Here is a 25,370-nt window from a genome sequence, read left to right as displayed (position 1 = left end):
CACGTCAGGGTGATTCAGGTGCCCCGCAGGGGGCCACCCCACTACCGCGCATATGCCACGTCGAGATGAAGGTGGTTGCACACGTCCTCGAAGCTATAGAGGTGTTCGAAGTTCGTCTCCGTCCTGCAGTTGGACTGGCCCGCGCGCGACCCAGGTGCAACTAGCGGGTCGATGGTAGTAAGTAGCTGCATCGAGAGGTTATCCCCGCCTGTTATCGGGGCTCCTTCGAGCGCATAGATGTCGACAGCCATTCCGCCACCTTCACGGTAGTGGGACGAGTTCTCCCCAGCACCCTCTAGCGAGCCGGTGCAGCGGCGATTGAGGTCCGAGACTGCGACCTGCTCGAAGGTATTCAGTGCGACGAGCAGGATCTGCATGATGCGGGAATCGACCCCGCAGTGCGCGTGGGCGGTACCGTTCGCGATGTCGCGCAGTTGCTGCAGGTAGTCGCTACCGACGAGACGCCCTTCGTCCATGGCTGAGACGAGGCGAAGCGCGAGCTCACGGTTGTCGCCGTCGACGGGCAGGTAGTTGCAAGACTTGCCGATGGTGAGGTCCTCCGGAGGGAGGCCGGGCTCAACTGTCGTGAGCGCGTTGCGCGCGGCGGCCTCGGCTGAGGAGACGGTGGGCCCCTCGACGTGGATGCCGATGGTGGACAGCCACCATCCGGCCGGCTCGTCGATCCAGGATGGCTCGGTCATGATGCCGGGACGATTCGGTCCAGCGCCTCCGAGAACCAACTTGGTTGCAGCCGCAGGATCCTGCAGCTCTTCCGCAGAACCCCACCCGCCCCGAATCGTCCGGCGATACACACCGAGCGGCGTGTCATCGGTAATTGTGGCGGGGTCGGCGCGCGTCATGTTCGACGCCGCGTAGGCGGCCGTCAGCGCGGCGAGCTTCGCCTTCGGCTCGGGGGTCACCGTCGCGACAGCGCTGATGACTTCGCGGACCAATACTTCCTCGGCGACCGGGAGCGGACCGGTCGCTCGGCTGGAAGGCGCGCTGCCGGGCGCCATGCAGTACGCCTGCCGCAATGCGCTGCCGGCGGGAACGAACATCGAGATCGCAAGGGCGGGCAGAGCAGCGGCCGCAATCACGATCCCGAGCAGCGCGATGAGCACGATCGCCAGGATCTTTCGCGGTCCGATCGCAACCACCACCTTGATGGCCAGCAGCGGAGCAGCCATCAGATGGTCTCCCCGTCGAGGATTCGAGAGGCGAGAACAAGGAGTTTCCTCACATGCGCGATCCTGCTGTGAACGCGGTGCTTGCTCAGCCCGGTGACGGATGCCACGCCGGCGGCATCTCGCAGCATCGCGGGTTCGAAGACGGCGATCGAGCGCAGACCATCCGCCTCGGGGATGCACTCGACCGCGGTCTGTCTTGTGTTCGGGTAGCCACGGTCGGCCAGACGAAGCGCCGCGCGAGTTGTCCACGCCGCCGCGGCTATGTTCTCCCGGGCCGTTCGGATCGCTCTGGGCGAGACGTTGAGCCGTTCCACGACATCGTCGCGCGCCTCATCGGTCAGCATCAACTCCAGTCCGATCAACCAATCCCGCTCGGACACCGCCTCGCGGACCCAGGCGATACAACGCCTCATCTCGAAACGGTGGACGAGCAAGTCCAGGGGATCGCTACCGGCCGCTGGGCGGTCGGTGTCGACGTCGATGGTGAACCGCCCGCAGTGAACGGCGGACTCACGTCGGATCGCGAGAACGACCTTGGCCGCGATGCCCTGCGCGTACCGCCCGAATGACCCGCGAGCCGGCTCGAAGCTCTCGGCTCGACGCCACGCGATGACGCGGATCTCTTGCATCGCGGTATCGATCTCGCCGGGCAGGCCATGCTGGTTGAGGACCCGAGTGACGTACCCGCGTGTCGACTCGACGGCTGCGAGAAATACGTCCAGACCGATGCGATCGATCGCGTCCGACGACTGGAGCAGTAGCTCCCGATCGACGACATCGCAGTCCTCCGATGGCATCGATTTCACTTCACGCTGAGTCACGGTCACGGTCCTCTCGCCATCCCGGGCGTTCCTCGCCACAGGTGCTGCACACCTCGAGGAACGTGCCGATGAAACGATGCCCGCGAGCACCGCACTCGGCGGCCGTTGGTGGGCGACTGCCTAGGCGGCGAGGGCCAGGCGGGGTTTCCATCTCGACCGACACTTCGTCTTCAGAGACGCGCTCGAGCCACCGCATCGGTTCACGCTCGATCGAACGGCCGACGTACGCGACGGGGTCACCGATCGGTCGGGCGGCTGCGTGGATAACGTCGACACTGGCAGCGAGGAGGTCCAGCCGTGCCGGTTCGATCGAAGGCGCATTCCGAGCAAGCCACGATCGCAACCGGGCGAGGCTGAGCCCTGGGTGCAACGCTTGGAGGGCGAGCTCCAAACTCGCGACCGAAGAAGACTGGTCTTCTAGTGATTGGTCTTCATTAAGCGGCGGGGCAGCCGTCGCTGGTTGAGCCTCGGAGGAAGACCCGACGTGGTTCGCCGCAGGTACAGCGGGCGACGGTTGCAGCATCGGCGTGCGAGTCGGTGTCGTCTGGGCGACAACCGCACCGGCACCCTGAACCCTTGGCGGATTATCAGCCGAGGCCAGAGGCACACGCTCTACCGCCGCGTTCGGCTGTGGGGGATCCATCAGGATCAGCAGGACCCTTCGGTGCCCCGCGATCGAGTTGCCGTGAGCGTCGACCGTGCCGGCCGGGTGCCGATGCTCCTCGACCCGCAGGTACCCTGCGGCTTCCAGCTTCTTCCGTGCCGCACGGAATGCATCCTTGCCGAGCCCGAGGTCAGATTGGGCGCGTGACTGGGTGATCCTGTAGGTGCGCTGATGGGTGACGAGGTAGAGCAGGAGCGAGAACGGATTGCCGACGATCCTCTGGTCTCGCGCCCACCAGTTCCGGTACTGACCGTACTCGCGCTCGAACGCGAACTGCGGACGGATGAACTCAGCTTCGGTGACTGGGAAACCGTTGGCAGACAGGGACTGTTGCTCGGCGCTCACTCGCTAGCACCTTCCGTCTCATCGAATCGTTTCGCAGCGCAGGGAGTGATTCTCGTCGCGAGCCAGGCGTCGAGATCTGCGGGGTAGTAGACGGTTTTTCGTCCATGTTTGAAAGCGGGCGGGCCTTCTCGCTTCGACTGCAGGTTGTACATCGTGCCTCGGGACAGCCCGCAGTAGACGGCGGCGTGAGATGTATCGAGAACCATGCCCGATCGGTTCTCGGGCTCTACGAGCGCGCGAATGTCAGACACCACGGTCGCCTCCAGCCGAACTCCGATCTGCGGGAAGCAATTCTGACCTGCGGCACCCCAGTGCCGTGGCGATTCGGTCGAGCTCATCCACGGTGAAATCCAGCTCGCCGGCGAGCTTCAGCTGTAGATGACCCGGCGGGATGTCAGCGACATTCGCGGCGTCGTGCTGAGAGAGATCGTGAGTCCACAACATGCGTTGGACATGTTCGGCAGTGCGCCGAGTGAGGGTCTTGGTAGCCATTCGGTCACCATAGGAACCGAACGGCAACCCTGTCAAATATTAAATTTGTGCCTGTGTATATCTGTTTGCTACGGTCTCCGTATGGCTACTCCCGGTCGATTCAATGCGGCGGTCGCGGCCGCGCTTCGCGATGCGAGGACCGCTCGAGGGCTGACGATCGATGATCTCGTTCGGACCTCTGGGATGGTGCGCGCGACAGTGCTGCGGTACCTCAACAACCAGCGGGAGATTCCGATCTCGGCGCTCTACACCCTGGCCGGCGCGCTTGGCGTCGAAGCACATGCAATGGTCGCGGCCGCAGAAGCAGCTTGCGTGATGGACACCGAGGGCGAGAATCGAATCCCTCCACCGCCCATCGAGGTCGCTCGGCGTCTCCGACTCCTGGTCACAGCTCAGGCTCGCGGACGGGGATCTTCGGACGGGTACACAGAAGTCTCGACTGCGCTGGCTGATCGGGGCGTCGTCTTGACACGCGAAACATGGGCGGGCCTCCTTGCGGGCAAAGAGACGGAAGCTCCATCGACGGTTCTCCAGGACCTCGCAGAAATGCTCGGTGTCGACCCGGTCTATCTCCGAGGGAGTCGCGCGGACAGCCGAGTGGAAGCCATCGATGCGCAGCTCGAGTTTGCCCGCGCCGCCCACGATGCGGGCATTGATGCGATCGCCGCTCGCGCGATATCGGACGTCACTGCTCAAACACTGAGGGCTGTGACCGCTGAACTCGACGCGGCTCGAACGTAGACGGCAACTGCAGCAAAGGAACACGACGGGGAATCGTGAAGCACACACTAGGGGACATGCCGCGTCAGCTGCGGGCAGAGGAGGCGTATCGCAGCGATGCCTGCGCTTCCGTCACTTCGCTCGAAGAAGCTATCCGCCACGTCGAACGTGTCCGAGGCCTATCCATACGCACCAGGCCCCTGCGCGCGTTAGGCGACACCTCGGTGTGTGGTCTCCTCCTTGTGGAGGGGCAGCGGTGCACGATCTTCCACGCGCCGGCGTCCTCAGCTATTCATCGACTGCAGTGTCTCCTGCACGAGCTGGGGCATCTCCTCCTGAGGCACGACCTGTTGGCGCAGAGCGCGCCGACACTGACCCGGTTTCTCCCGGACGTGCGGCTCGAGGTGGGCGACCGCTTGTTCGGCCGTGCCGATCTGTCAGACAGGGACGAAATCGAAGCCGAACGGCTGGCCGATCTTCTTGCGGCCGGAATCCGTCAGCGACCGCAACACCCGATCGGTCTCGAGGAGTTCCTCGGATGAGCGCTGCGATCATCGCCGGTGCGATGTGGTCGTTATCCATCGTGCTCCTGATCACGGCCCGTCGTAGGCGGAGCCAGCGCATTCTCGTCGCCGCCAGCCTGATAGCCGCGGCTCAGACGCTGAACGTGGACGATGTCTACTTTGCAGCCGATGCCGTGATGGGATCTCAGAACTGGATGATGCTGCCGGCCAACCTCCTCCAGGTGTGTGGGGTGGCCGTGCTCTCTACGGCGATCCAGGGATCGGTCGGCGCGGCATCGTCGGCGAATCGGCGCTGGACGTACGGACTCCTCGCCTTGACGGCTTGCGTGATGGTCGGGTCGTTCGGCTGCACCAGCACGACGACGACGACTGGCTCGTTCATGCGCGAGTACGGTGCTCAGCCTGCAGCTGCCGTCTTCAACGGCGTCGAGATGGCGTTCATCGGAGGGGTGCTTGGGCACGCGGGCTGGGTACTGGTTCGGTTCATCCCCGCAGTCTCGGACCGGATGTTCGCGCTCGGAATCTGGTTGCTGATTCTGGGGTCTGTCTCCGCCGTGGGCTTCACGTCTGCGGCCGTCGTCATGGACATCGCTCATGTCGTGGGAGACGTGCGGACGATGGATCTCGGACGACGGCTATACGGATCGTTGATGACGGCTTCGGTCCTGCTGTTGTGCGGAGGTTTCTCTGTGTTGCCGCTTGCGCGTCGATCTGAGGGATGGCGTCGCAGTAGACGTGTGAACCGGCTAATGGCAGGGGTCGAGCGTGTGTGGAAACGTGTCACTCCCTCGGACGTACAACGCCGACAGGAGTTCGACTACTGGAGCTCGGAGATGAGGCTGCATCGCCAGGTCATCGAAATCGAAGACGCGCTCTTGGCGTCCCCAGGGGAGCATGTGCTGAGTCGACGGGAGTCTTGTCTCATGCGTTCGGCCCAGGTCTGCCTCGCCCGACTGGCCCAGTTGGAACTCGGCCGATGAGCCATTCGGGCACTCTCGATATTCGAGCAGGAGGCTTGCCGCAAACGAGGATGACGGTGCGGGTCGGCGATGACTGTGGAAACCCATCATGACCAGGCCTCCACTGCCTCTCGAAACCTGGGGCAAGATCAATCGAGCTGAACGCGACGGGCGACCGGCCGCGATTGCGAACTATCGGGATTCGGATGGCCGCACTCGAAGAGTTCAGCGCACCGGACGGACGTATGCCGACGCGGAACGGCGCCTCCTCGAGGCACTCCGAGACCGCCTTGCCCCCTCAGGCCAAGACCTGACTCGAGAATCGACGCTCGGGTCGTTGGCTGATCGATGGATCGAGAGCGTGCGGCGTGAAAGACGCGCCGCTGCGACCATCGCAAAGTACGACGCCACGGTCGCCCGTCATGTTCGGCCCCTTGAAGACATACGTCTCCGAGAGGTGTCAGTACCGCGGCTACAAAGGCTCATCGACAGCATCTCGGACAGCTCCGGTCCCGCCGCTGCGCGGATGACGAAGGTCGTACTCACCGGCATGTTCGACCTCGCGGTCCGGCTCGGCGGTGCCGACTCAAATCCCGCGACCCCGGTGAAGGTACCCAGGGTCGTGACGCCGGCCGTGCGGGCCCCTACAGTGGACGAAATTCAGCAGCTCCGGGCGGCCTTGCGGCGCTGGGACGAAACCAAGACGTCTCGAACCGATACACGGCGTGACCTGTCAGATATTGCCGATGTAATGCTGGGAACCGGCGCGCGCATCGGCGAGGTGCTGGCCCTCCGCTGGGCGGATGTCGACCTGGAGGCGAACACGCTGACGGTTCGGGCGACAGTCGTGCGGATGCCCGGAGAGGGACTGGTGATACAGGAGCACCCGAAATCTCAATCCTCGGAGCGGAAGCTGCACCTCCCTCAGTTCACAGTGAAGGTCCTCGACCGGCTGAGCGCCGAGAGCTCAGGCGAGCTTGTCTTCCCCTCGCTCAATGGCACACCTCGGTGGCCGGAGAATATCCGCACCGCCTGGGCCCAAGCTGTTGCGGACACGCCAGTGAGTTGGATGACAACGCGAGTCTGTAGGAAGGCAGTAGCTACCCTCCTTGCGGATGAGCACGGTATCGAGGCAGCGAAAGAACAGCTTGGCCATCACAACTCGTCAGTGACGAAAAAGCACTATGTGCCGCGACAACTCGAACGACCGAACGTGTCGCCCACCCTCGATGGGCTTGCGTGATGCGTGGCGCCCGCTGTCTAGCAATCACTGATTCCGAAGGTTGCCGTGGCTGCGCGGCGCGGTGAGTGATTGCCGCTAACCCAGCTGGCAAACATCCTTCCTTGGCCTGCTACCTTCTTGTGTCGACCACGGTGCATGTTCGCTGTCGCTATCGTTGTACCTATTCCGAGCGTCACTTCCCCCGCCTGGTCTCGCTGCATTTGCAACTGGTGACCTGATGGCGCTCGTTCTACGAAGGAGAATAAAACCCCATGGCACAAAAAATCGTCACCACTCTGGTCGATGACCTTGACGGCTCAGAACTGAAGCAGGGCGAAGGAAAGACGATCACGTTTGGTCTCGAAGGGTCGACGTACGAGATCGATCTGTCCGAGAAGAACGAGAAGGCGCTGCGCGAGGCGCTCGAGCCGTTCGTGAAGGCTGCACGAAGCTCGTCGCGGTCCAAGGCGGCCAGCTCCACCAGCGCGAACCGAAGCAACAAGGAGGAGCTCGCGGCTGCACGAAGCTGGCTCCGTGCCAACGGCCACGATGTCTCCGACCGCGGCCGCATCCCCGGCGCGCTCCTCGAGAAGTTCCGCGCTGCGGCGAAGTAGGACGTGGGTCCGGCCTTGGGCGCCACGCGACTGTCGAGCGTGGCACCTAGCGCCGACCAGCAGGGAGGACTCTTGTGGGATTGACGCTCGGTGCGATCTTGCTTGATGCCGATATCGGACTCGCTGACGCACTCGTGATCCGCCACACCTACGTGCGCGAGCACGAGGAGAGCGGGCTGCGTGGAATCCACGGAGACTCGACGGACGACGAAATCCTCGAATACACGCGAAACCAGTCTCCGGATTCAAGACGGTTCCCGATCGCACCGCCGCCGCTCTGGGTAGTTTTCATCCGCGAGGGAGGCGACCGGGCGAGGCTCTGGTCGGTGGTAGAGAACCTCGGCGAAGTCGGGCGTACGGAGCACCTCCGGACGTTTGATCTTGTCCAGTCCCCGCGCATGCACGACCTCCGGGATCGACTTGTCATCGGTTGGCGGTCGCCGCGCAGTTGGCGAATGAATGCCACTACCGCAGCCAGCTATCCCGTGGTCGAGATTGCTGACGCTGAGCCTCTGCCCTTCCCAGGATTCGACAGGATCATCTTGAGTTACGACCAACTGCAGGCGGTGACGCGCGAGCCGAGGTACGCGTCCTGGCGGACCGCTCTGGCGTCAGTCGTCGGGATTTACCTGATCACCGACACCCGAGACGGCCGCCACTACGTCGGGAAGGCCGACGGCGCGGAGAGTATCCGCCAACGTTGGAGTTCGTATGCGACCAACGGGCATGGAGGGAACACCGGGTTGCGCGGACTCGACCCCACGAGTTTCCGGTTCTCGCTATTGCGAGTGTTCGACCCGGCCACGCCAACCCAGGTCATCGACATAGCCGAGAGTCACTTCAAGGTGGCTCTCGATACGCGCGCACACGGGTTGAACCGGAACTAGGCGCTGCCCCAATTGGATGGGCTCGCGCGAAGACTGATTCAGGATGACGACGGATTGCCATTCTGAACGAGTGCAGCCACCGCCATACTGGCTGAGTGCCTTCCGGACTAACGACGCCAGACCAACACGAGCCACCGCTGCTCTATCACTACACGAACGCGGGTGGTCTGCAGGGCATCATCGGGAATCGCGAACTCTGGGCGACGGAGTCGAACTACCTCAACGATCCATCCGAGATCAGCTTTGCCAGTGTTGAGCTGCTCAGGATCCTCGAGGAGATGAAGCGAGCCGGAACTGAACATCCCGATCGCGCCGAGCATGCCATCGAGCTTCTGAAACGCGCGTATGTGGACCCCAACTCTGCGTCCCAGTATCAAGAGGACCGTGCCTTCATCACGAGCTTCTCTCGATCCGATCAGAGCCTTACCTTGTGGCGGCTCTACAGCGGGCGGAATGGCTTCAGTATCGGTTTTGATGAGAATGTGCTCCAAGCATGGATCGGCGCTCCGACGCCCGCTGACTTCCCTCAGGAGTTCGAGGCCACCGACCAAGAACGTCTTCGGGCGTACAACATGAATTTCCACATCGAAACGCGCGTAGAGGAAGTCTCTTACGACTCTGCCCGGATTCAGGAAGTCGCTGAGATCATCATGACGACGCCCCTCGTCGTTGGCGAGCCGTTCGCGGATGAGGCACGCTTACGGTTGACGCTGAGAGCGGTCGCGGGCGTCAAACATCATGCTTTCGCCGACGAGAAGGAGGCTCGCCTGATCGTCCAGGCCGTTGGTGACTTCGCAGCAGACCCAAGTGTTCGAGTTGCCGCAGATGGCAGCCTCGTCGCCTATCGCAAGGTCGCCATACCGTTCGAGGCCGTACGCTCCATCACGATCGCCCCTGCGGCGAACGTGCAGCGAACCGAACACGCGCTGCAGTCTCTGATGCGAACTGGAGGGCGAGGCGCCTGGTCGCATGTTGAGGTCCGGAGCTTCGACGTGCCGTTCGCATGGTGACGCAGGACAGTAGAACAATCGAATTGAAAACGGTGAGTAAACGGTGAGATGGCGGATCTCGCTCGAGGCACGCCCTCAGGGCTGATCGCTTAGATCGTTGGCCTGATCAGGCATTTGGAGCGGATGACGGGAATCGAACCCGCGCTATCAGCTTGGGAAGCTGAAGTTCTACCATTGAACTACATCCGCGTGGCGCCGGAGCGTCCTGAGTAATCGTACATGAAGCGGCGGACCGCCGTTCGGTCCCTCCACGCGGCCGCCGTTCGGTTCGAGTGTGCGGCCCCCGGTTCGGTCCCTGAGCTTGTCGAAGGGCGGGGTGTCCTCGTGTGGCCTTCGACAGGCTCAGGGACCGGGGGTGGTCGGGGGTCGGGACCGAGTCGCGGAGCGGATCAGGTTGGGTTCTGCTGGTCCCTGAGTTTGTCGAAGGGTGGGGTGTGGTTGTGTGCCCTTCGACAAGCTCAGGGACCGAAGTTCGGCTCAGGGACCGGGGTCCGGCTCAGGGGCCAGGACTGGTGAGGTCGTCGGGGTCGGGTCCGGGTGCCCAGGGGGCTCCGGGGTGGCCGCAGCTAGGCTGGTTCACCGTTCCCCGAGCGGGACGGGATCGAGGGTGTGACGTGAAGCGCAGTGCAGGTGTCGTCGTGGCCGGCCTCGCCGCCGCTGCCGTCGCCGGGTTCGGGATCGCCAGCGCCATGGTCGCCCGACGCGTCATCGGAGCCGGACGCGTGCACTTCAGCGAGGTGTTGCCGACCTCGTCTCCGAAGACCGTGCGGCTCGAACGGAACGCTGCCACCGCGCTGCCGGGACGGTACGGGCTCGAGTTCGACGACGGCTCGCGGGTCATCGTCGGACCGGTGATCGGCCGCGAGACGACGGACGGGTCCGTGATGCGAGCGGTCGTCAACGGCCAGGTTCCAGCCGGGGCGACCCGTGCGCGGTTCACCGGGGCGGCTGTGACACCCGCGGACTTCGGGCTGGACGAGGCGCGCGTGCCGAGAACGCCGTCGGGGGCATGGCGGTTCGACGGCGATGCCGACAGCGCCCGACATGACGACACCTGGGTCGTGCACACCCACGGGCTCGGGGCCTCGCCGCTCGCGACGCTCCGCTCCGTGCAGGCCGTGCGCCGGGCGGGTCTGCCGTCGCTCGTCACCTGCCTCGGGTCCGCGTTCGCCGAGCGTCGCTCCGGGGCTGACGCCACGGACGTCGACCGCGTCGTCGCGGCCATCGACGACGCCGTGGCGCTCGGTGCCCGTCGGGTCATCGTCTGCGGGTGGTCCTACGGTGCTGCCCTGAGCCTCGCGGCGGCACGCGAGCGACCAGAGGTGGTGCAGGGCGCGATCCTCATCTCGCCGATGCTCGGCCTCAGCGAGACGGTGCTTCACGCGGCCGAGGTCGCCGGCGTGCCGCGGATACTCGTGCACTCGGCGCTCGCCGTGCTCTCGGCGCCGGTGCTGGGGCGATCCGCCGGGGTGCGCGGTGCGGTTCCGGTCCGCGCGCTTTCCGCCGGGCCGGTCGACGGCCTGCCGACGCTCGCGATCCACTCGCCCGGCGACACGACGATTCCCGTGGAGCTCACGCGGGCCGTCGCTCGGCGTTCACCCTCGTTCGAGCTCGTCGAGGTCGACGCGGCACCGCACGGGTTGGAGTGGAACGTCGCGCCGGAGGCGTTCGAAGCGGCAGTGCGGGAGTGGCTCGACGCGCGCTGATCGGGTGATGCTCGGTCCCGAGCTCGTCGACGGGCGGGGTGTGCTCGTGGGCCCTCCGACAGGCTCAGGGACCGAGGTGGGGCTCAGGGGCCGGGGTGGTTGAGGCGCAGAGGCCGGGGGAGTCAGCTCGTGTAGCGGTAGCGGGCGCCGGTGTGCTCCTCGGGGAGACGGTCACCACGGCCGTGGAGCTTGTGGCGGAGGCTGCCCTCGACGTACTCCTCGGGGTAGGCGCCACGACGACGCAGCTCGGGGATGACGAACTCGACGATGTCCTCGAAGGTGCCGGGCGTGATCGCGTAGGCGAGGTTGAAGCCGTCGACGTCGGTCTCCTCCACCCACTCCTGCAGGGTGTCGGCGATCTCCGACGCACTGCCGACGATCCGCGGACCGAGCCCTCCGATCGCCCCCATGCGCGCGATGTCCTTCACCTTGAACTCGCCACCCTCCTCGTTGGCCGCCTGGTAGTTGGCGACCGCCGACTGGATGGCGTTGCTCTTCACGTTGCCGATCGGCTCCTCCGGGTCGTACTGCGACAGGTCGATGCCCATCCAGCCCGACATGAACACGAGCGCACCCTCCTGCGACGCGTACTGCAGGTAGTCCTCGTGCTTCGCCTGAGCCTTCTCGCTCGTCTCGTCGGTGATGATCGTGAGCAGCGTGTAGATCTTCGCCGAGTACCGGTCGCGACCGGCGGCCTCCAGGGCGTCGCGGATGCGGCCGACCGTCGCCTTCAAGCCCGCCTTCGTCGACGCACCGACGAAGATCGCCTCCGCGTTGCCCGCGGCGAACTGGATGCCGCGCGGCGACGCACCGGCCTGGTAGATGACCGGCGTCCGCTGCGTGGACGGCTCGGACAGGTGGATGCCGGGCACCGTGTAGTGCTTGCCGAAGTGCCCGATCTCGTGGACCTTCGTGGGGTCGGTGAACACGCCCGTCTCGCGGTCGCGCACGACGGCGTCGTCCTCCCACGAGCCCTCCCACAGCTTGTAGAGGACCTCGAGGTACTCGTCGGCGACGTCGTACCGCTCGTCGTGTTCGAGCTGGTCGTCGTGCCCCATGTTGCGCGCCGCACTCGGCAGGTATCCGGTGACGACGTTCCAGCCGACCCGCCCCTTGGTCAGGTGGTCGAGCGTCGACATGCGCCGCGCGAATGGGTACGGGTGCTCGTACGCGGTGCCGGCGGTGACGCCGAAGCCGAGGTGCTTCGTGACCGCGGCCATCGCCGACACGAGCAGGATCGGGTCGTTCACCGGCACCTGCGCGCCGTTGCGGATCGCGGCCTCGTTGCTGTCGCCGTAGACGTCGTAGGTGCCGAGGACGTCGGCGATGAAGATGCCGTCGAAGTTGCCGCGCTCGAGCAGCTGCGCCAGGTCCGTCCAGTAGGAGAGGTCCTTGTAGGTGCTCGAGCGGTCGTCGGGATGACGCCACATCCCCGATGCCTGGTGGGCGACGCAGTTCATGTCGAAGGCGTTGAATCGGATCTGTCGGGTCATACGCACGATCCTGCATCACGAGTCCCGGACGTCGCCTGGCAATCGGCCCCTCGCGTAACAGGGCGTCATCTAGGCCCCGGACATCACCTCTGCGACGTGTCCTCCGCCGCGATCGCCTCGGCGTACTCCTCGTCGCTGAGGGCGCCGACCGTCGAGTGCCGGCGTCCGTACCCGAGGTAGAGCGCCGCGCCGACGAGCATCCAGATGAGGAACACGATCCAGGTCGTCCCGCCGAGCGACACCATCAGCCCGAGGCACATGACGATGCCGAGCGCGGGGACCACCGGGAACAGCGGGACGGAGTAGCTGCGGTCGAGGTCGGGGCGCAGGCGACGCAGCAGAATGACGGAGAGGTTCACGAGGGCGAACGCGAACAGCGTGCCGATGCTCGTGGCGTCGGCGAGCTCGCCGAGGGGGATGAGGGCGGCGACCACCGCGACGACCGCTCCGACGATGACGGTCCCGGCGACGGGCGTCCCGCTGCGGCGACCGACGCGCGAGAACACCCGTGGCACCATGCCGTCCTGCGCCATCCGGTACAGGATGCGCGTCTGCCCGTAGTAGACGGTGAGCACCACGCTCGCGATCGCGATGACCGCGCCGATGGAGAAGAAGAGCGCGACGATCGGCTGTCCGGTGATCTCGGTGAGGATGCCGACGAACGCCGACTCGTCGTCCGCGAAGGCGGTCCACGGCCGGGCGCCGATCGCGGCGATGGCGACGAGGATGTAGACGGCGGTGACGATCACCATCGACAGGATGATCGCGCGCGGCAGGTCGCGACGCGGGTTCGTCGCCTCATCGCCGGCGGTCGATGCCGCATCGAACCCGATGTAGGAGAAGAACAGCCGGCTGGAGGCTGCCGCGACACCGGCGACCCCCATGGGTGCGAGCGGTTCGAAGTTGCCGAGCGAGAACGCCGAGAACGCGATGACGACGAAGACGAGCAGCACGGCGAGCTTCACGAACACCATGATCGTGTTCGCCCAGGCACTGTCCTTCGCGCCGCGGACGAGCAGGAGCATCGCGAGCAGGACGAGGGCCGCGGCCGGCAGGTTGATCAGTCCGTCGGCGACGCCGATCGGGTTCGCGAGTGCCGGCGGCAGTCCCAGGCCGAAGACCGCGAGCGCCTCGTTCACGTACTGCCCGGCACCGACGGCCACCGCGGCGACGGAGACCCCGTACTCGAGCACGAGGCACCAACCGCACACCCAGGCGACGCCCTCACCCATGGTCGCGTAGGCGTAGGAGTAGCTGGATCCGGAGACCGGCACCGAACCGGCCATCTCGGCGTAGGACAGGGCCGACAGGAGTGCCGCGAGCCCGGCGACCGCGAACGCGATCCAGACGGCGGGTCCGGCGAGCGGGACGGCGGTGCCGAGGACGACGAAGATCCCGGTGCCGAGCGTCGCGCCGACGCTGATCATCGTGAGCTGCCAGACGCCGAGCGATCGGCGGAGCGACGTCCCCGACTCGGCGGGATCCGTCCCGAGTCGGACGAGTGGCATGCGCCGGCGCAGCTGCGCGAGGAGCGGGAGTCGGCGGTTGGTCACGGGTATCCATGGTAACCGTGGGCGCGAGGATCGTCCGGCGCGCTCGCACTCACCCGGTCTCGGCGAGCTCGGGTCTCGTCTCGTGTCGTCGGCCGTCGGGTGTGGTCCAGGTGAGGATGCCGCCGGGGTGGTGCTCGAGGTTCCAGCCCGGCAGGTGTTTCAGTCGGTGATGATGTCGGCAGAGACAGGCCAGGTTGTCGACCGCTGTCGTGCCGCCGTCCTGCCAGGCGATCGAGTGGTCGAGGTCGCAGTTCCTGGCGGCTCGTCCGCAGCCCGGAGCCCGACACGTGGTGTCTCGCAGGCGGACGGCACGCGCCAGGTCGGCCGGGACCCGGTATTGCTCGCGTCCGACGGACACGACGGCTCCCGTTTCCGGTTGGGTGAGGATGCGGGTCATCGAGGGCGCGGTGACCGCGAGTCGGGCGGCGGTGTCGGGGTCGATCGGGCCGTAGCCGTCGAGCACGCCGGGTTCGTCGGTGACGCCGAGGGTGGACAGCGCCGGGACGGTCATCTGGACGGTGGCCCGGATGCGGGCCTCGATGCCGACGGGCTCGGCGAGCAGGGGGTCGGCCCCGGCGGCGACCGCCTCCTCCGCGACCCTGGCGGCGTCGTCGAGCGGTGCGGAACCGGGGAGCCACGTGAACGTCCCGGTCGTCTCCGGGTCGACCGGGATGGGACCTGTGTCGTCGCTCACCGTGCCGGCGACGGCGAGCGACGCGAGGGTGTCGGCGCGCAGCTGTGCGAGCGTGCGGGAGTCGCCGGCGATCCGCGCCGGGACCGCGACGGCGTCGAGGCGGTTCCTGATCGCGTGCGCCAACGGGGCCGTGGTGAACAGGTGCAGCCAGGCCATGCCGTCGGCCGCAGCCTCGAGCTCGACGCGGCGGTCGGTGATCGAGCGCGTGCGTCGGGCGGTGATCGATTCGGGATGCAGCCGTTCCCGAACGACCCTGGCGCGCTGCCGGAGGCGTGCTGTCGTCGATCGGAGAGCGACGGGCAGCACCTGCTCCAGGAACACCGCGCGACCCTCCACCGGGACGTCGCGCAGCTCATCGGTGATCGCGCGGGCGTGACCGCCGCTGATGGAACCGTGCGCGAGGGCCTCGAGCACGGCGGGTGCGTGGTGGACGAGCGCCTCGGCGTCGCCGACCCGCGCCTGGAGCGTCGGCTCGGACATCCTCGTGGCGATCGCGAGCGACGCGCACATCGACCGCCTCGCGAGATCGCGGGCGTCGGTCGAGGTGGTGCTCGTGGAGACGAGCGCAGACGCGGTGGCGTCGGCGGAGGAGAAGGCCTCGGCCAGCAGCTGCGCCTCCTCGGCGTCGAGTGCCGCGCGGCGCCTGGAGAGATCGACGAAGCGGTCGGTGAACGACGCCATCCGAGCAGCGAAGGCATCGCTCGGATGCTCCGGGTGCCCCTCGCGCTCACGCGCCTCGGGGCCGTGGATCATGGCGGTCTCGGTCATGACCCCAGTCCACCATGGACCACTGACATTCGAGATGATCACGAGCATCCCGGCCGTGAGGACGAGTCCGCGGCCTCGCACAGGCGACCGCGGAACGCCAGGGCGAGACCGCGGTCACCGGTGGCTCGTACGATGAGCGGGTGGGTATGCGTTCGCTGCTGAGTCAGCTGGCCGGGGGAGTCCGAGGAGCGGCGCCGGAGGGTGTCGACGAGCAGGCGGTCGTCCGCCTCAACGCCGAACGGCCCGTGCGCGAGGTGCTCGAATTGGCCGGCCGGATCGGTGAGTCGATGCTCGCGCTCGGGGCCGCAGCGGCCGAGGTCACCGACGCCATCCGTCGGGTCTGCCGCGCGTTCGACCTCGAATGCCAGGTCGACCTCACCTTCACCTCCATCCTCATCGCGCACGACGGGTCCGAGCGGTCACCTGGGGTCACGGTGCTGCGCGTCGTGCGTTCGCCCGCAGCCGACTTCGACCGGCTCGCGAAGGTCGTCGTGGTCGCCGAAGGGATCACCCGTCGCTCCGAGCCGATCATGACCGTCACCGACGTCGCCCGCGACGAGGAGGCGGAGGTGCTCGACGAACTGCACGCCCGCCTCGGCACCGCCCATCGCGACCTCGACCGCATCCTCACCGCCCGTCGCACCTACCGTCGCGGCTTCATCACCGTGCTGCTGTCGACCATGGCCGCGGCCGTCGCCGTCCTCCTCGGCGGCGGCGTGGTCTCGATGCTGCTCGCCGCAGCCACCACGGCACTCATCGACAGCGCGTTCCGGGCCCTGAACGTCTGGAAGCTGCCCGTCTTCTTCCTCCAACTCACCGGAGCGGCCATCGCCACGACGGTCGCCGTCCTCATCTCCATCCTCAGCCCCTACGTCCCGGCGGACCTCTCCGCGCTGCCCCCAGCCCTCATCGTGGCGTCCGGCATCGTCGTCCTCCTCGCCGGCGCTTCACTCGTCGGGGCGGCCGACGACGCGATCAACGGGTTCCCGGTCACCGCAAGCGGACGCCTCGTCGAGGTGATGCTCCTCACCATCGGGATCGTCGTCGGTATCGGTGGGGTGCTCGACCTCGCCCGACGACTCGGCATCTCGCTCGTCCTCTTCGACCTCCCCGTGAGCCCCTGGCCGGTCGCCGTGCAGATCGTCGGAGCGGCCGTCGCCTCGGCAGCCTGGGCGATGGCCTCGTACGCGGCCCTCCGCGCGGCGTTCTTCGCGGGCGTGACCGGCGCCATCGCGTTCTCGGTGTTCGTGTTCGTCTCCGGCAGCGGCGTCGCCCCGGCGGCGGCCAGTGCGCTCGCCGCACTCGTGATCGGGTTCGCTGCGGAGGCGCTCGGCCCGCGGCTGCGGATCCCGGCGATCATCCTGACGATCTGCGGGATCGTCCCACTGCTGCCCGGGCTCGCGATCTACCGCGGCATGCTCGCCCTCGTGAACGGTGAGCAGGGTTCGGAGGGCTTCGAGCAGCTCCTGCAGGCGGGGCTCACCGGCCTCGCGCTCGCCGCGGGCGTCACCTTCGGCGAGATCCTCGCGCGCCGCTCGGGTGTCTCCGGCCGCGTGCTGTTGCCCGGGTACATCCGGCGCTCCAAGCGCCACCCGCGCTGAGCGGGGCGGTGTTGCTCAGGGACCGGTTGACGCGGCTCAGGGGCCGGGGTTCGGCTCAGGGACCGGTCGGCGAGGCCGTCCGCTGCCGGGCCTGGGGCTTCGCCGCGGACGTCAGGAACGACGCCAGGACGACGACGGCGAGCACGACGATCATCGCGCCGCGCAGACCGAAGTGCTCCCCGAGGAACCCGAGCAGCGGCGGCCCGACGAGGAACGCGACATAGCCGGCCGAGGCAACCGCCCCGACGGTCGTCGTCGGATCGTCGCTCTCACCCGCCGCCGAGAGGGTCACCGGGAAGCCGAGCGCCGCACCGAGCCCCCACAGCAGGACCGCGAGCCCCGCGACGAGCACACTGTCGGAGAAGACGACGAGCGCGATCCCGACCGCCGATACGAGAGCGCTCACCCGCAGCACGTTGGCTTTGCCGAAGCGGGCGAGGAGCGGTTCACCGGCGAAACGACCGATCGTCATGGCGAGAGCGAAGCCGGCGAAGACGATCGATCCGACGGCCGCCGTGGTTCCGTGTCCGTCGACCATGATCAGCGGCAACCAGTCGCCGGCGGCGCCCTCCGCCAGCGCGAGGGCGAGCACGATGAGTCCGAGGAAGATCACGCGCTGCTGTCGCCACACCGCGAGCTGCGCGCGGATGCCGGGGGAGCCGACCCCCGTGTCCGCCTGTCGCCCGGTCTCGGACGGAATCTTCGGGATCGCCCACAGCAGCGCTGCGAGGGCCACGGCCACGACGATCAGCAGATGGATCGTCACCGGGAAGGCGATCGCCGTGAGCGCGATGCCGGCCACCGAGCCGATGACGGAGCCGAGGCTGTAGCAGCCGTGGAGCACGGGCAGGATGGACCGTCCGGACAGCTGCTCGATCATCGCCCCCTCGATGTTGATCGCGATCTCGGCGAGGCCGAAGCCCAGGCCGATGCCGATCAGACCGATGAAGACGCCGACGCCCTGCCCGGCACCCGCCATGAGGGCGAGCAGGGCGAGCCCGATGACGAACGCGGCCCCGCCGATGACGATCGGGCGACGCGCACCGAACCGACGGACGAGGGCCGCAGAGGACAGGATGCCCGTCATCGACCCGACGGAGATCCCGAAGAGGATGAGTCCCATCTCGGCGGTGCTCGCGTGCACGAGGTCGCGGACCGCGGGCGTGCGGACGATGAACGACGACAGGCCCACCCCGACGGTGAGCATGAAGACGAAGATCGCCCCGCGCCGCCGCCGAAGAGGGGCGGACAGCGCGGGGCGGGGGTTCGCCTGACCGGCACGAGCACTCATGCTCCGAGCCTAGAGGCGGTGGAACTGCCGGCTGGCAGGAATCAGAGGATCAGCCCGAGGGGTTCTCGACGGGATCGCCTTCGGGGTCGGTCCCCGTCTCGGGATCGACCTCCTCGGGCTTCGTCACGGCCTGCTCGATGTCGTCGTCGTGTGCGCGCTGCGCGTCCGACTCGGGTCCGTTATTCGACATCGCCACGCCATCCCTGACCGGTCTGACCTTCGGTCTCGACGAGCTGCTTGAAGTTGCCGAGGTCCTTCTTCACCGCATGTCCGGCCACACCGACGGCGGAACCGAGGTGCTCGAGGAGGCCCTTGGGCTCCCAGTCCAGCTGCACGGTGACGCGCGTCTTGGCGTCCTCCAGGCGGTGGAAGGTGACGACGCCGGCGTGGTCCGCCTCGCCGCCCGTGCTGTTCCAGGCGACGCGTTCGTCCGGGTGCTGCTCGGTGATCTCCGCTTCGAAGGTGCGGGTCTGGCCGGCGACGCTCACCGTCCACTCGGTGAGGGTGTCGGTGACCTGCGTGATCGACTCGACCTCGTCGAGGAACTTCGGGAAGTCCTCGAAGCGGGTCCACTGGTTGTAGGCGACGGAGACGGGAACGTCCACGTCGATGGTTTCGATGATCTGCGTCATGGGCGCCATCCTCTCTGGTGCTGCGGTACCTGCACGGGTCTCGTCCGGAAAACCCGGACGCGACTGCGACGGTACGCGTGCAAGCTGCGATTCCGGGGGCATGGCCACAGGCGCTGCAACCTGTTACCCTGCCCGTCGCGACGCGTGCCCTCGCTCAGAGTTGGAAGCGGTACCCCATACCGGCCTCGGTGAGCAGATGGCGGGGCGTGGCCGGCTCCGGCTCGAGCTTCTTCCGCAGCTGCGCGATGTAGAGGCGCAGGTAGCCGGTGTCGGTCACGTGTGTCGGACCCCAGATCTCCGTGAGCAGCATCTGTCGGGTCACGAGCTTGCCGGCGTTCCGGATGAGTAGCTCGAGCACCTGCCACTCCGTCGGCGTCAGGCGGACGGTGACCGGGGACGCGCCAGGAGTCTGCCTGGTGACCTGCTTCGCGGCGAGGTCGACCACGATGTCGCCGAACCGCACGGTGGGTTCCGCCTCGGCACCGGGGACCCGTCGGGTGAGCGCTCGGACCCTGGCGAGCAGTTCGTCGATCGCGAACGGCTTCGTCACGTAGTCGTCGGCTCCGGCGTCGAGCGCCTCGACCTTGTCCGTCGAGCCGGCACGACCGGACACCACGAGGATCGGCGCGTCGGTCCAGCCGCGGAGGCCCTCGATCACCTGCCGCCCGTCGAGCCCGGGCATGCCGAGGTCGAGCAGGTACAGGTCGGGCCGGTGCGTCGTCGCGGCGTTGAGCGCGGCGGTGCCGTCCTCGGCCGTGATGATCTCGTAGCCGCGGGCGGTGAGCGTGATGCGCAGGGCCCGGAGGATCTGCGGGTCGTCGTCGGCGATGAGGATCTTCATCGAGCGCTCCCCTCCTGATCACGTGCCGCCGGCAGTGAAACGACCATGGTGAGACCCCCACCCGGCGTGTCCTCCGGTTCGAGTGTGCCACCCATCCCCTCGACGAAGCCCTTCGACAGCGCGAGCCCCAGGCCGAGACCGGTGAGGTTGTCGGTGTCGCCGAGCCGCTGGAAGGGGACGAACACGTCCTCCCGCCGGTCGGGTGCGATACCCGGGCCGTGATCCACGATGCGGATCTCGACGGCGTCGCGGAACCCGCTCGTCGCGATCCGGACGGGGGTGTCGTCGGGACTGAAACGCTGCGCGTTCGTCAGGAGGTTCACGATGACGCGCTGGAGGAGGCCGGCGTCCGCGAGGACGGGTGGCAGCTCGGGTGCGAGATCGAGCTCGGCGTCGTGCGGGCCGATGCCGAGTTCGTCGAAGGCCGGCAGGATCGCGTCCTCGACGTCGATCGGTGCGACGGTCACGGCGAGGACACCGGCCTGGAGGCGACTGACGTCGAGCAGATTGGTGACGAGGGCCGCGAGCGTGCGCAGGCTGTCGTCCGCGGTTTCGAGGAGGTCGCGGCGGTCCGCCGTGGTGAGTTCGACGTCGGTCGCGCGCAGTCCGGTGACGGCGGCGGTCGCGGCGGCGAGGGGGCGCCGGAGGTCGTGACTGACCGCCGAGAGCAGCGCGCTCCGCACCCGGTCGGTCGCGGCCAGCGGGCCGACCTCCTGGGCGGTGGCGCGCAGATCGGTGTGCTCGAGCGAGGCGTCGAGCTGCGCCGCGATGACGGCGAGCAGGCGGCGGTCGGAGGCGGCGAGCACCCCGCCGTGCAGTTCGAGCACCGCACGGGTGCCGATCGGGATGCTCGTGAAGTCGCCTCCGCGGGTCGGTTCGCCGTCGACCGCGAGGACCTGCTCACCCGCGACGAGGCGCACCCCGGCGAGCGAGAAGGACTCACGGGTCCGGCTGACGAGTGCCTGCAGGGCACCTTCGCCGCGGAGCACGCTGCCCGCGACCGTCGCGAGCAGCTCGGACTCCGCGGCCGCGCGCCTGGCCGTGCGAGCCCGCCGGGCCGAGAGGTCGACGACCCCGCTCACGATCACCGCGATGACGACGTAGAGCACGAGCGCGACGAGGTGCGCCGGGTCGTCGATGGTCACGGTGTAGAGCGGTTGGACGAAGACGAAGTCGAGCGTGACCCCGGACAGGACGGCCGCGAACACCGCCGGCCAGAACCCGCCGACGAGCGCGACGAGCACGACGAGCAGCTGGTACGACAGCACCTCGCTCGTGATCGACTCCTCGGTGCGGGCGAGGTGGAGGAGCCAGGTGACGAGCGGCCCGCCGATGAGCGCGAGCGCGAAGCCCGCGATGTGGCGCCGTGCGCTCAGGGCGCCGCCGAGCTTCGGCAGTCGGAACCGGCCGCCCGCCGCCTCGTGGTTGACGATGTGGACGTCGATGTTGCCCGACTCGCGGATGACCGTGTTGCCGATGCCGGGCCCCGTGACCGCGGCGGACAGGCGACTGCGCCGGCTGACGCCGATGACGAGCTGCGTCGCGTTCGCCGCCTTCGCGAAGTCCACGAGCGCACGAGGCACGTCGTCGCCGACGACCTGGTGGAAGGTGCCGCCGAGGGTGTCGACGAGCGCTCGCTGCTGCGCGAGTGCGCCGGGGTTCGCGGTGCGGAGGCCGTCCTGCGTCGTCACATGCACGGCGATGAGCTCACCACCGGAGGAGCGGGCTGCGATCCGGGCGCCGCGCCGGAGCAGGGTCTCGCCCTCCGGTCCGCCGGTGAGGGCGACGACGACCCGCTCACGCGCCTCCCAGGTGCTGTCGATGCCGTGTTCGGCGCGGTAGTCGCGGAGGGCGGAATCGACCTCGTCGGCCAGCCACAGCAGCGCCAGCTCGCGCAGTGCCGTGAGGTTGCCGAGACGGAAGTAGTTGGACAGGGCGGCGTCGATCCGCTCGGCCGGGTAGACCCGGCCGCCGGCGAGGCGGTCGCGGAGGGCCTGTGGAGCGAGGTCGATGAGTTCGATCTGGTCGGCCGCCCGGAGCACGGCGTCGGGGATCGTCTCCCGCTGCGGCACCCCGGTGATCTGCCGGACGACGTCGTTGAGCGACTCGATGTGCTGGATGTTCACCGTCGAGAGCACGGAGACACCGGCGGCGAGCAGGGCCTCGACGTCCTGCCAGCGCTTGTCGTTCGTGGAGCCGGGGGCGTTCGTGTGGGCCAGTTCGTCGACGAGCGCGAGTCCGGGGCGGCGCGCGAGGACGGCCTCGAGGTCCATCTCGTCGAGCGTCACGCCCCGGTGCTCGACGCCCCGACGCGGCAAGGTCTCGAGCCCCTCCGTCAGGGCGGCGGTCGCGGCCCGGCCGTGGGTCTCGACGACCGCGACGACCACGTCGACGCCCTCCGCGGCGAGACGGTGACCCTCCTCGAGCATCGCGTACGTCTTGCCGACGCCGGGGGCCGCGCCGAGGAGCACCCGGAGTCGTCCGCGCTGCATGGGTTATCCGTTCAGTCGGGCCACGGCGAGGTTGAGCTGCAGGACGTTGACCGTGGACTCCCCAAGGTAGCCGAGGTCGGGGCCCTGCGTCAGGCGCTCGACGAGGGCACGGACCTCACCCTCGTCGAGGCCGCGCTCGGCGGCGACGCGGGGCACCTGCAGCAGTGCGTAGGCCGGGCTGATGTGCGGGTCGAGGCCGGACGCGGAGGCCGTCAGCGCGTCGGCGGGGATGCTCGACGGATCGACGTCCTCGAAGGCGGCGATGGCCGCGCGGCGCTCCTCGATCGATGCGACGAGGTCGGTGTTCTCCGGCCCGAGGTTGCTGCCGCTCGACGCGCCACCGTCGTAGCCGTCGCCGGCCGCCGACGGACGCGACTGGAACCATTGCGGCAGCGGCTTGCCGTCGGCGTCGGTGAACGACTGCCCGATGAGCGCCGAGCCGACCGTCTCGCCACCCTCGGTGACGGCGGATCCGTTCGCCTGCCAGGACATCGTCGCCTGCCCGATGCCGGTGACGATGAGGGGGTAGCCGACGCCGAGGACGACGGTGAGGGCGAGCATGGCCCTGATGGCGACCCAGTACTGGGCGATGCCGCTGCGGGAGGCACTCATGATGATCTGTCTGCTTTCGTGTGCTGGGTGGGGCTAGAAGCCGGGGATCAGGGTGACGACGAGGTCGATGAGCTTGATGCCGATGAACGGCGCGATCACGCCACCGAGCCCGTAGATCAAGAGGTTCCGGCTGAGGACCTTCGAGGCGCTGAGCGGTCGGTACTTCACGCCGCGGAGGGCCAGCGGGATCAGGATCACGATGATGATCGCGTTGAAGATGATCGCCGAGAGGATCGCCGACGCGGGGGAGTGCAGCTGCATGATGTTGAGCAGTGCGAGCCCCGGGAACACTCCGGCAAACATGGCGGGGATGATGGCGAAGTACTTGGCGACGTCGTTCGCGATCGAGAACGTCGTGAGAGCGCCTCGGGTGATGAGCAGCTGCTTGCCGATCCGGACGATGTCGATGAGCTTCGTCGGGTCGGAGTCGAGGTCGACCATGTTGCCGGCCTCCTTCGCAGCGGAGGTGCCCGTGTTCATCGCGACACCGACGTCGGCCTGCGCGAGCGCCGGAGCGTCGTTCGTGCCGTCACCGGTCATCGCGACGAGGTTGCCGCCCTCCTGTTCCTTGCGGATCAGCTCGAGCTTCTGCTCGGGCGTCGCCTCGGCCAGGAAGTCGTCGACCCCGGCCTCGGCGGCGATCGCCTTGGCGGTGAGGGGGTTGTCACCCGTGATCATGACCGTGCGGATGCCCATGGCGCGCAGTTCGGCGAACCGCTCCGCGATGCCGGCCTTCACGACGTCCTTCAGGCGGACGACGCCGAGCACCCGCGCGGTGCCGGTGGTGTCGGTCTGTGCGACGACGAGCGGGGTGCCGCCGCCGGCGGACACCGCCTCGACGTGCTCCTGGAGCTCGGCGCGGGTCGCCTCGGCGAGGGATCCGAACGACTCCACCCAGGCCAGTACGGCTGAGCCGGCACCCTTGCGGATCTGCACGCCGTCCGGTTGGTCGAGGCCGCTCATGCGGGTCTGCGCGGTGAACGGGACGATCTCGCCAGCCCCGGACCCGTCCAGGTGGATGCCGCGCTCGGCCGCAAGGTCGACGATCGACTTGCCCTCGGGCGTCGGGTCGCTGAGCGAGGACCGGGCGGCGGCCTGCGCGAGCTCCTCCGGCGTGACGCCGCGGAGGGCGATGAACTCGACCGCCTGCCGGTTGCCGTAGGTGATGGTGCCGGTCTTGTCGAGCAGCAGGGTCGTGACGTCGCCGGCGGCCTCGACCGCACGGCCGGACATCGCGAGCACGTTGCGCTGCACGAGTCGGTCCATACCGGCGATGCCGATGGCCGAGAGCAGGGCGCCGATGGTCGTCGGGATGAGGCAGACGAGCAGGGCGATGAGGACCGGGACGCTGACGGGAGCCGCCGCATAGGAGGCGATCGGGTTGAGCGTGAGCGCGACGACCACGAACACGATCGACAGGCTCGCGAGCAGGATGTTGAGCGCGATCTCGTTCGGCGTCTTCTGCCGCGCCGCGCCCTCGACGAGGCCGATCATGCGGTCGACGAAGGTCTCGCCGGGCTTCGAGGTGATGCGGACGACGATGCGGTCGGACAGCACGCGGGTTCCGCCCGTGACGGCACTGCGGTCGCCGCCGGACTCGCGGACGACCGGGGCCGACTCGCCCGTGATCGCCGATTCGTCGACCGAGGCGATGCCCCAGACGATGTCGCCGTCGCCCGGGACGAGCTCGCCGGCGGTCACCACGACGACGTCGCCGAGGGTGAGGTCCGCCGAGGAGACCTGGCCGATGGCGGCGTGCTCCGCGGACGGATCAGCCGAGGCGTCGTAGGCCGTGACCTGGTTCGCCATGGTCGAGGTGCGCGTCTTGCGGAGGCTGTCGGCCTGCGCCTTGCCGCGGCCCTCGGCCACGGACTCCGCGAGGTTCGCGAAGACGACCGTGAGCCACAGCCAGATCGCGATGCCCCAGGTGAACGACGCCGGCACGGCCGAGCCGCCGGATTCCTGCGCCCCACCGAGGAACGGTTCGGCGATCGCGAGGACGGTCGTCAGTGCCGCGCCGACCTCGACGATGAACATGACCGGGTTCTTGACCATGAGCCGCGGGTCGAGTTTGCGGAAGGCGCCCGGGGTCGCGGCGAGCAGCTGTGCCGGACCGAAGGCGGCCTTCGCGGGCTCGTGGTGGTGGTCCTGCTCCTGCTCGGGTTCCGCCTGGGCGGGAAGCGTGTGCGTGGTGGACATGGTTATGACAGCCCTTCCGCCAGGGGACCTGGCGCGAGTACGG

General features: G+C 67.9%; 24 protein-coding genes and 1 tRNA gene. 9 read left to right on the top strand and 16 right to left on the bottom strand.

Going from position 1 to position 25,370, the window contains the following annotated elements; all coding sequences use genetic code 11:
• Nucleotides 1–41: 41 nt before the first annotated feature.
• From AC4PMY_RS07055 to AC4PMY_RS07035, 5 genes are read right to left on the bottom strand one after another with little or no spacing between them, the layout of a single operon-like run.
• A complete protein-coding gene (locus tag AC4PMY_RS07055; protein ID WP_071261677.1) occupies nucleotides 42–1,187 on the bottom strand; it encodes a hypothetical protein in 1,146 nt (381 codons plus the stop codon).
• Nucleotides 1,187–2,008 (bottom strand): RNA polymerase sigma factor, encoded by an 822-nt coding sequence (locus AC4PMY_RS07050; RefSeq protein ID WP_139205454.1) that lies wholly within the window; start codon nucleotides 2,006–2,008, stop codon nucleotides 1,187–1,189. Before AC4PMY_RS07050 ends, AC4PMY_RS07055 begins: the two co-directional genes overlap by 1 nt.
• Nucleotides 1,995–3,017, bottom strand: a complete 1,023-nt coding sequence (locus tag AC4PMY_RS07045; protein ID WP_083397360.1) for a hypothetical protein — start codon at nucleotides 3,015–3,017, stop codon at nucleotides 1,995–1,997. Before AC4PMY_RS07045 ends, AC4PMY_RS07050 begins: the two co-directional genes overlap by 14 nt.
• On the bottom strand, nucleotides 3,014–3,223 hold the full coding sequence (locus AC4PMY_RS07040) for a helix-turn-helix transcriptional regulator (protein WP_491622681.1): 210 nt from the start codon (nucleotides 3,221–3,223) through the stop codon (nucleotides 3,014–3,016). Before AC4PMY_RS07040 ends, AC4PMY_RS07045 begins: the two co-directional genes overlap by 4 nt.
• Nucleotides 3,224–3,260: 37 nt before the next feature.
• Entirely contained in the window at nucleotides 3,261–3,509 is a 249-nt protein-coding gene (locus tag AC4PMY_RS07035) for a helix-turn-helix domain-containing protein (RefSeq protein ID WP_175484403.1), read from the bottom strand.
• A gap of 81 nt (nucleotides 3,510–3,590) precedes the next feature.
• Between AC4PMY_RS07035 and AC4PMY_RS07030 the strand changes: the two genes are divergently transcribed.
• The 7 genes from AC4PMY_RS07030 to AC4PMY_RS07000 all read left to right on the top strand — a co-directional run bounded on the left by AC4PMY_RS07030 (nucleotide 3,591) and on the right by AC4PMY_RS07000 (nucleotide 9,445).
• Nucleotides 3,591–4,250 (top strand): helix-turn-helix domain-containing protein, encoded by a 660-nt coding sequence (locus AC4PMY_RS07030; protein ID WP_175484404.1) that lies wholly within the window; start codon nucleotides 3,591–3,593, stop codon nucleotides 4,248–4,250.
• A gap of 56 nt (nucleotides 4,251–4,306) precedes the next feature.
• On the top strand, nucleotides 4,307–4,771 hold the full coding sequence (locus AC4PMY_RS07025; protein WP_139205456.1) for a hypothetical protein: 465 nt from the start codon (nucleotides 4,307–4,309) through the stop codon (nucleotides 4,769–4,771).
• Nucleotides 4,768–5,733, top strand: coding sequence for a hypothetical protein (locus tag AC4PMY_RS07020; RefSeq protein ID WP_071261682.1), 966 nt, complete (start codon nucleotides 4,768–4,770; stop codon nucleotides 5,731–5,733). Before AC4PMY_RS07025 ends, AC4PMY_RS07020 begins: the two co-directional genes overlap by 4 nt.
• Before the next feature lie 88 nt (nucleotides 5,734–5,821).
• Nucleotides 5,822–6,955 carry a tyrosine-type recombinase/integrase gene (locus AC4PMY_RS07015; RefSeq protein ID WP_083397362.1) on the top strand — a complete coding sequence of 378 codons (1,134 nt, stop codon included), beginning with the start codon at nucleotides 5,822–5,824 and terminating at the stop codon, nucleotides 6,953–6,955.
• 251 nt (nucleotides 6,956–7,206) lie between these two features.
• The gene (locus AC4PMY_RS07010; RefSeq protein ID WP_071261683.1) at nucleotides 7,207–7,548 is read left to right on the top strand and encodes a histone-like nucleoid-structuring protein Lsr2; all 342 of its coding nucleotides are present in this window, start codon (nucleotides 7,207–7,209) and stop codon (nucleotides 7,546–7,548) included.
• Between the two features lie 74 nt (nucleotides 7,549–7,622).
• Nucleotides 7,623–8,435 carry a GIY-YIG nuclease family protein gene (locus tag AC4PMY_RS07005; protein WP_071261684.1) on the top strand — a complete coding sequence of 271 codons (813 nt, stop codon included), beginning with the start codon at nucleotides 7,623–7,625 and terminating at the stop codon, nucleotides 8,433–8,435.
• A 95-nt stretch (nucleotides 8,436–8,530) separates the two neighbouring features.
• Nucleotides 8,531–9,445 carry a DUF2971 domain-containing protein gene (locus AC4PMY_RS07000; protein WP_071261686.1) on the top strand — a complete coding sequence of 305 codons (915 nt, stop codon included), beginning with the start codon at nucleotides 8,531–8,533 and terminating at the stop codon, nucleotides 9,443–9,445.
• Between the two features lie 115 nt (nucleotides 9,446–9,560).
• On the opposite strand, the gene AC4PMY_RS06995 is transcribed toward AC4PMY_RS07000, so the two are convergent.
• Nucleotides 9,561–9,634, bottom strand: a tRNA-Gly gene (locus AC4PMY_RS06995).
• 425 nt (nucleotides 9,635–10,059) lie between these two features.
• Here AC4PMY_RS06995 and AC4PMY_RS06990 point away from each other — a divergent pair.
• Nucleotides 10,060–11,151 (top strand): alpha/beta fold hydrolase, encoded by a 1,092-nt coding sequence (locus AC4PMY_RS06990; RefSeq protein ID WP_491622314.1) that lies wholly within the window; start codon nucleotides 10,060–10,062, stop codon nucleotides 11,149–11,151.
• Between the two features lie 122 nt (nucleotides 11,152–11,273).
• Here AC4PMY_RS06990 and AC4PMY_RS06985 read toward each other — a convergent pair whose 3' ends face one another.
• The 3 genes from AC4PMY_RS06985 to AC4PMY_RS06975 form a co-directional block, all read right to left on the bottom strand.
• Nucleotides 11,274–12,644, bottom strand: coding sequence for an LLM class flavin-dependent oxidoreductase (locus tag AC4PMY_RS06985; protein ID WP_064295036.1), 1,371 nt, complete (start codon nucleotides 12,642–12,644; stop codon nucleotides 11,274–11,276).
• Nucleotides 12,645–12,727: 83 nt separating this feature from the next.
• Entirely contained in the window at nucleotides 12,728–14,152 is a 1,425-nt protein-coding gene (locus tag AC4PMY_RS06980) for an APC family permease (RefSeq protein WP_079003811.1), read from the bottom strand.
• Nucleotides 14,153–14,246: 94 nt separating this feature from the next.
• Nucleotides 14,247–15,659, bottom strand: coding sequence for an HNH endonuclease signature motif containing protein (locus AC4PMY_RS06975; protein WP_491622313.1), 1,413 nt, complete (start codon nucleotides 15,657–15,659; stop codon nucleotides 14,247–14,249).
• Between the two features lie 146 nt (nucleotides 15,660–15,805).
• Between AC4PMY_RS06975 and AC4PMY_RS06970 the strand changes: the two genes are divergently transcribed.
• The gene (locus tag AC4PMY_RS06970) at nucleotides 15,806–17,260 is read left to right on the top strand and encodes a threonine/serine exporter family protein (protein ID WP_082915996.1); all 1,455 of its coding nucleotides are present in this window, start codon (nucleotides 15,806–15,808) and stop codon (nucleotides 17,258–17,260) included.
• Between the two features lie 55 nt (nucleotides 17,261–17,315).
• On the opposite strand, the gene AC4PMY_RS06965 is transcribed toward AC4PMY_RS06970, so the two are convergent.
• The 7 genes from AC4PMY_RS06965 to kdpB all read right to left on the bottom strand — a co-directional run bounded on the left by AC4PMY_RS06965 (nucleotide 17,316) and on the right by kdpB (nucleotide 25,327).
• Nucleotides 17,316–18,551: an MFS transporter gene (locus tag AC4PMY_RS06965; protein WP_491622312.1), complete on the bottom strand. Its 1,236-nt coding sequence runs from the start codon at nucleotides 18,549–18,551 to the stop codon at nucleotides 17,316–17,318.
• 49 nt (nucleotides 18,552–18,600) lie between these two features.
• A complete protein-coding gene (locus AC4PMY_RS06960) occupies nucleotides 18,601–18,741 on the bottom strand; it encodes a hypothetical protein (RefSeq protein WP_491622311.1) in 141 nt (46 codons plus the stop codon).
• Entirely contained in the window at nucleotides 18,731–19,183 is a 453-nt protein-coding gene (locus AC4PMY_RS06955; protein WP_071261699.1) for an SRPBCC family protein, read from the bottom strand. The genes AC4PMY_RS06960 and AC4PMY_RS06955 overlap by 11 nt, the downstream gene beginning before the upstream one ends.
• 154 nt (nucleotides 19,184–19,337) lie before the next feature.
• Nucleotides 19,338–20,024 carry a response regulator gene (locus tag AC4PMY_RS06950; protein WP_064295031.1) on the bottom strand — a complete coding sequence of 229 codons (687 nt, stop codon included), beginning with the start codon at nucleotides 20,022–20,024 and terminating at the stop codon, nucleotides 19,338–19,340.
• Nucleotides 20,021–22,516, bottom strand: a complete 2,496-nt coding sequence (locus tag AC4PMY_RS06945; RefSeq protein ID WP_079001070.1) for a sensor histidine kinase — start codon at nucleotides 22,514–22,516, stop codon at nucleotides 20,021–20,023. The genes AC4PMY_RS06950 and AC4PMY_RS06945 overlap by 4 nt, the downstream gene beginning before the upstream one ends.
• Before the next feature lie 3 nt (nucleotides 22,517–22,519).
• A complete protein-coding gene (kdpC, locus tag AC4PMY_RS06940; RefSeq protein ID WP_175116948.1) occupies nucleotides 22,520–23,128 on the bottom strand; it encodes a potassium-transporting ATPase subunit KdpC in 609 nt (202 codons plus the stop codon).
• Between the two features lie 33 nt (nucleotides 23,129–23,161).
• Nucleotides 23,162–25,327, bottom strand: coding sequence for a potassium-transporting ATPase subunit KdpB (gene kdpB, locus AC4PMY_RS06935; RefSeq protein ID WP_491622310.1), 2,166 nt, complete (start codon nucleotides 25,325–25,327; stop codon nucleotides 23,162–23,164).
• Nucleotides 25,328–25,370 lie beyond the last annotated feature (43 nt).

The organism is Plantibacter sp. MDV22-iso1 (genome assembly GCF_058408345.1).
This window is presented reverse-complemented; position numbering and strand designations above follow the sequence as displayed.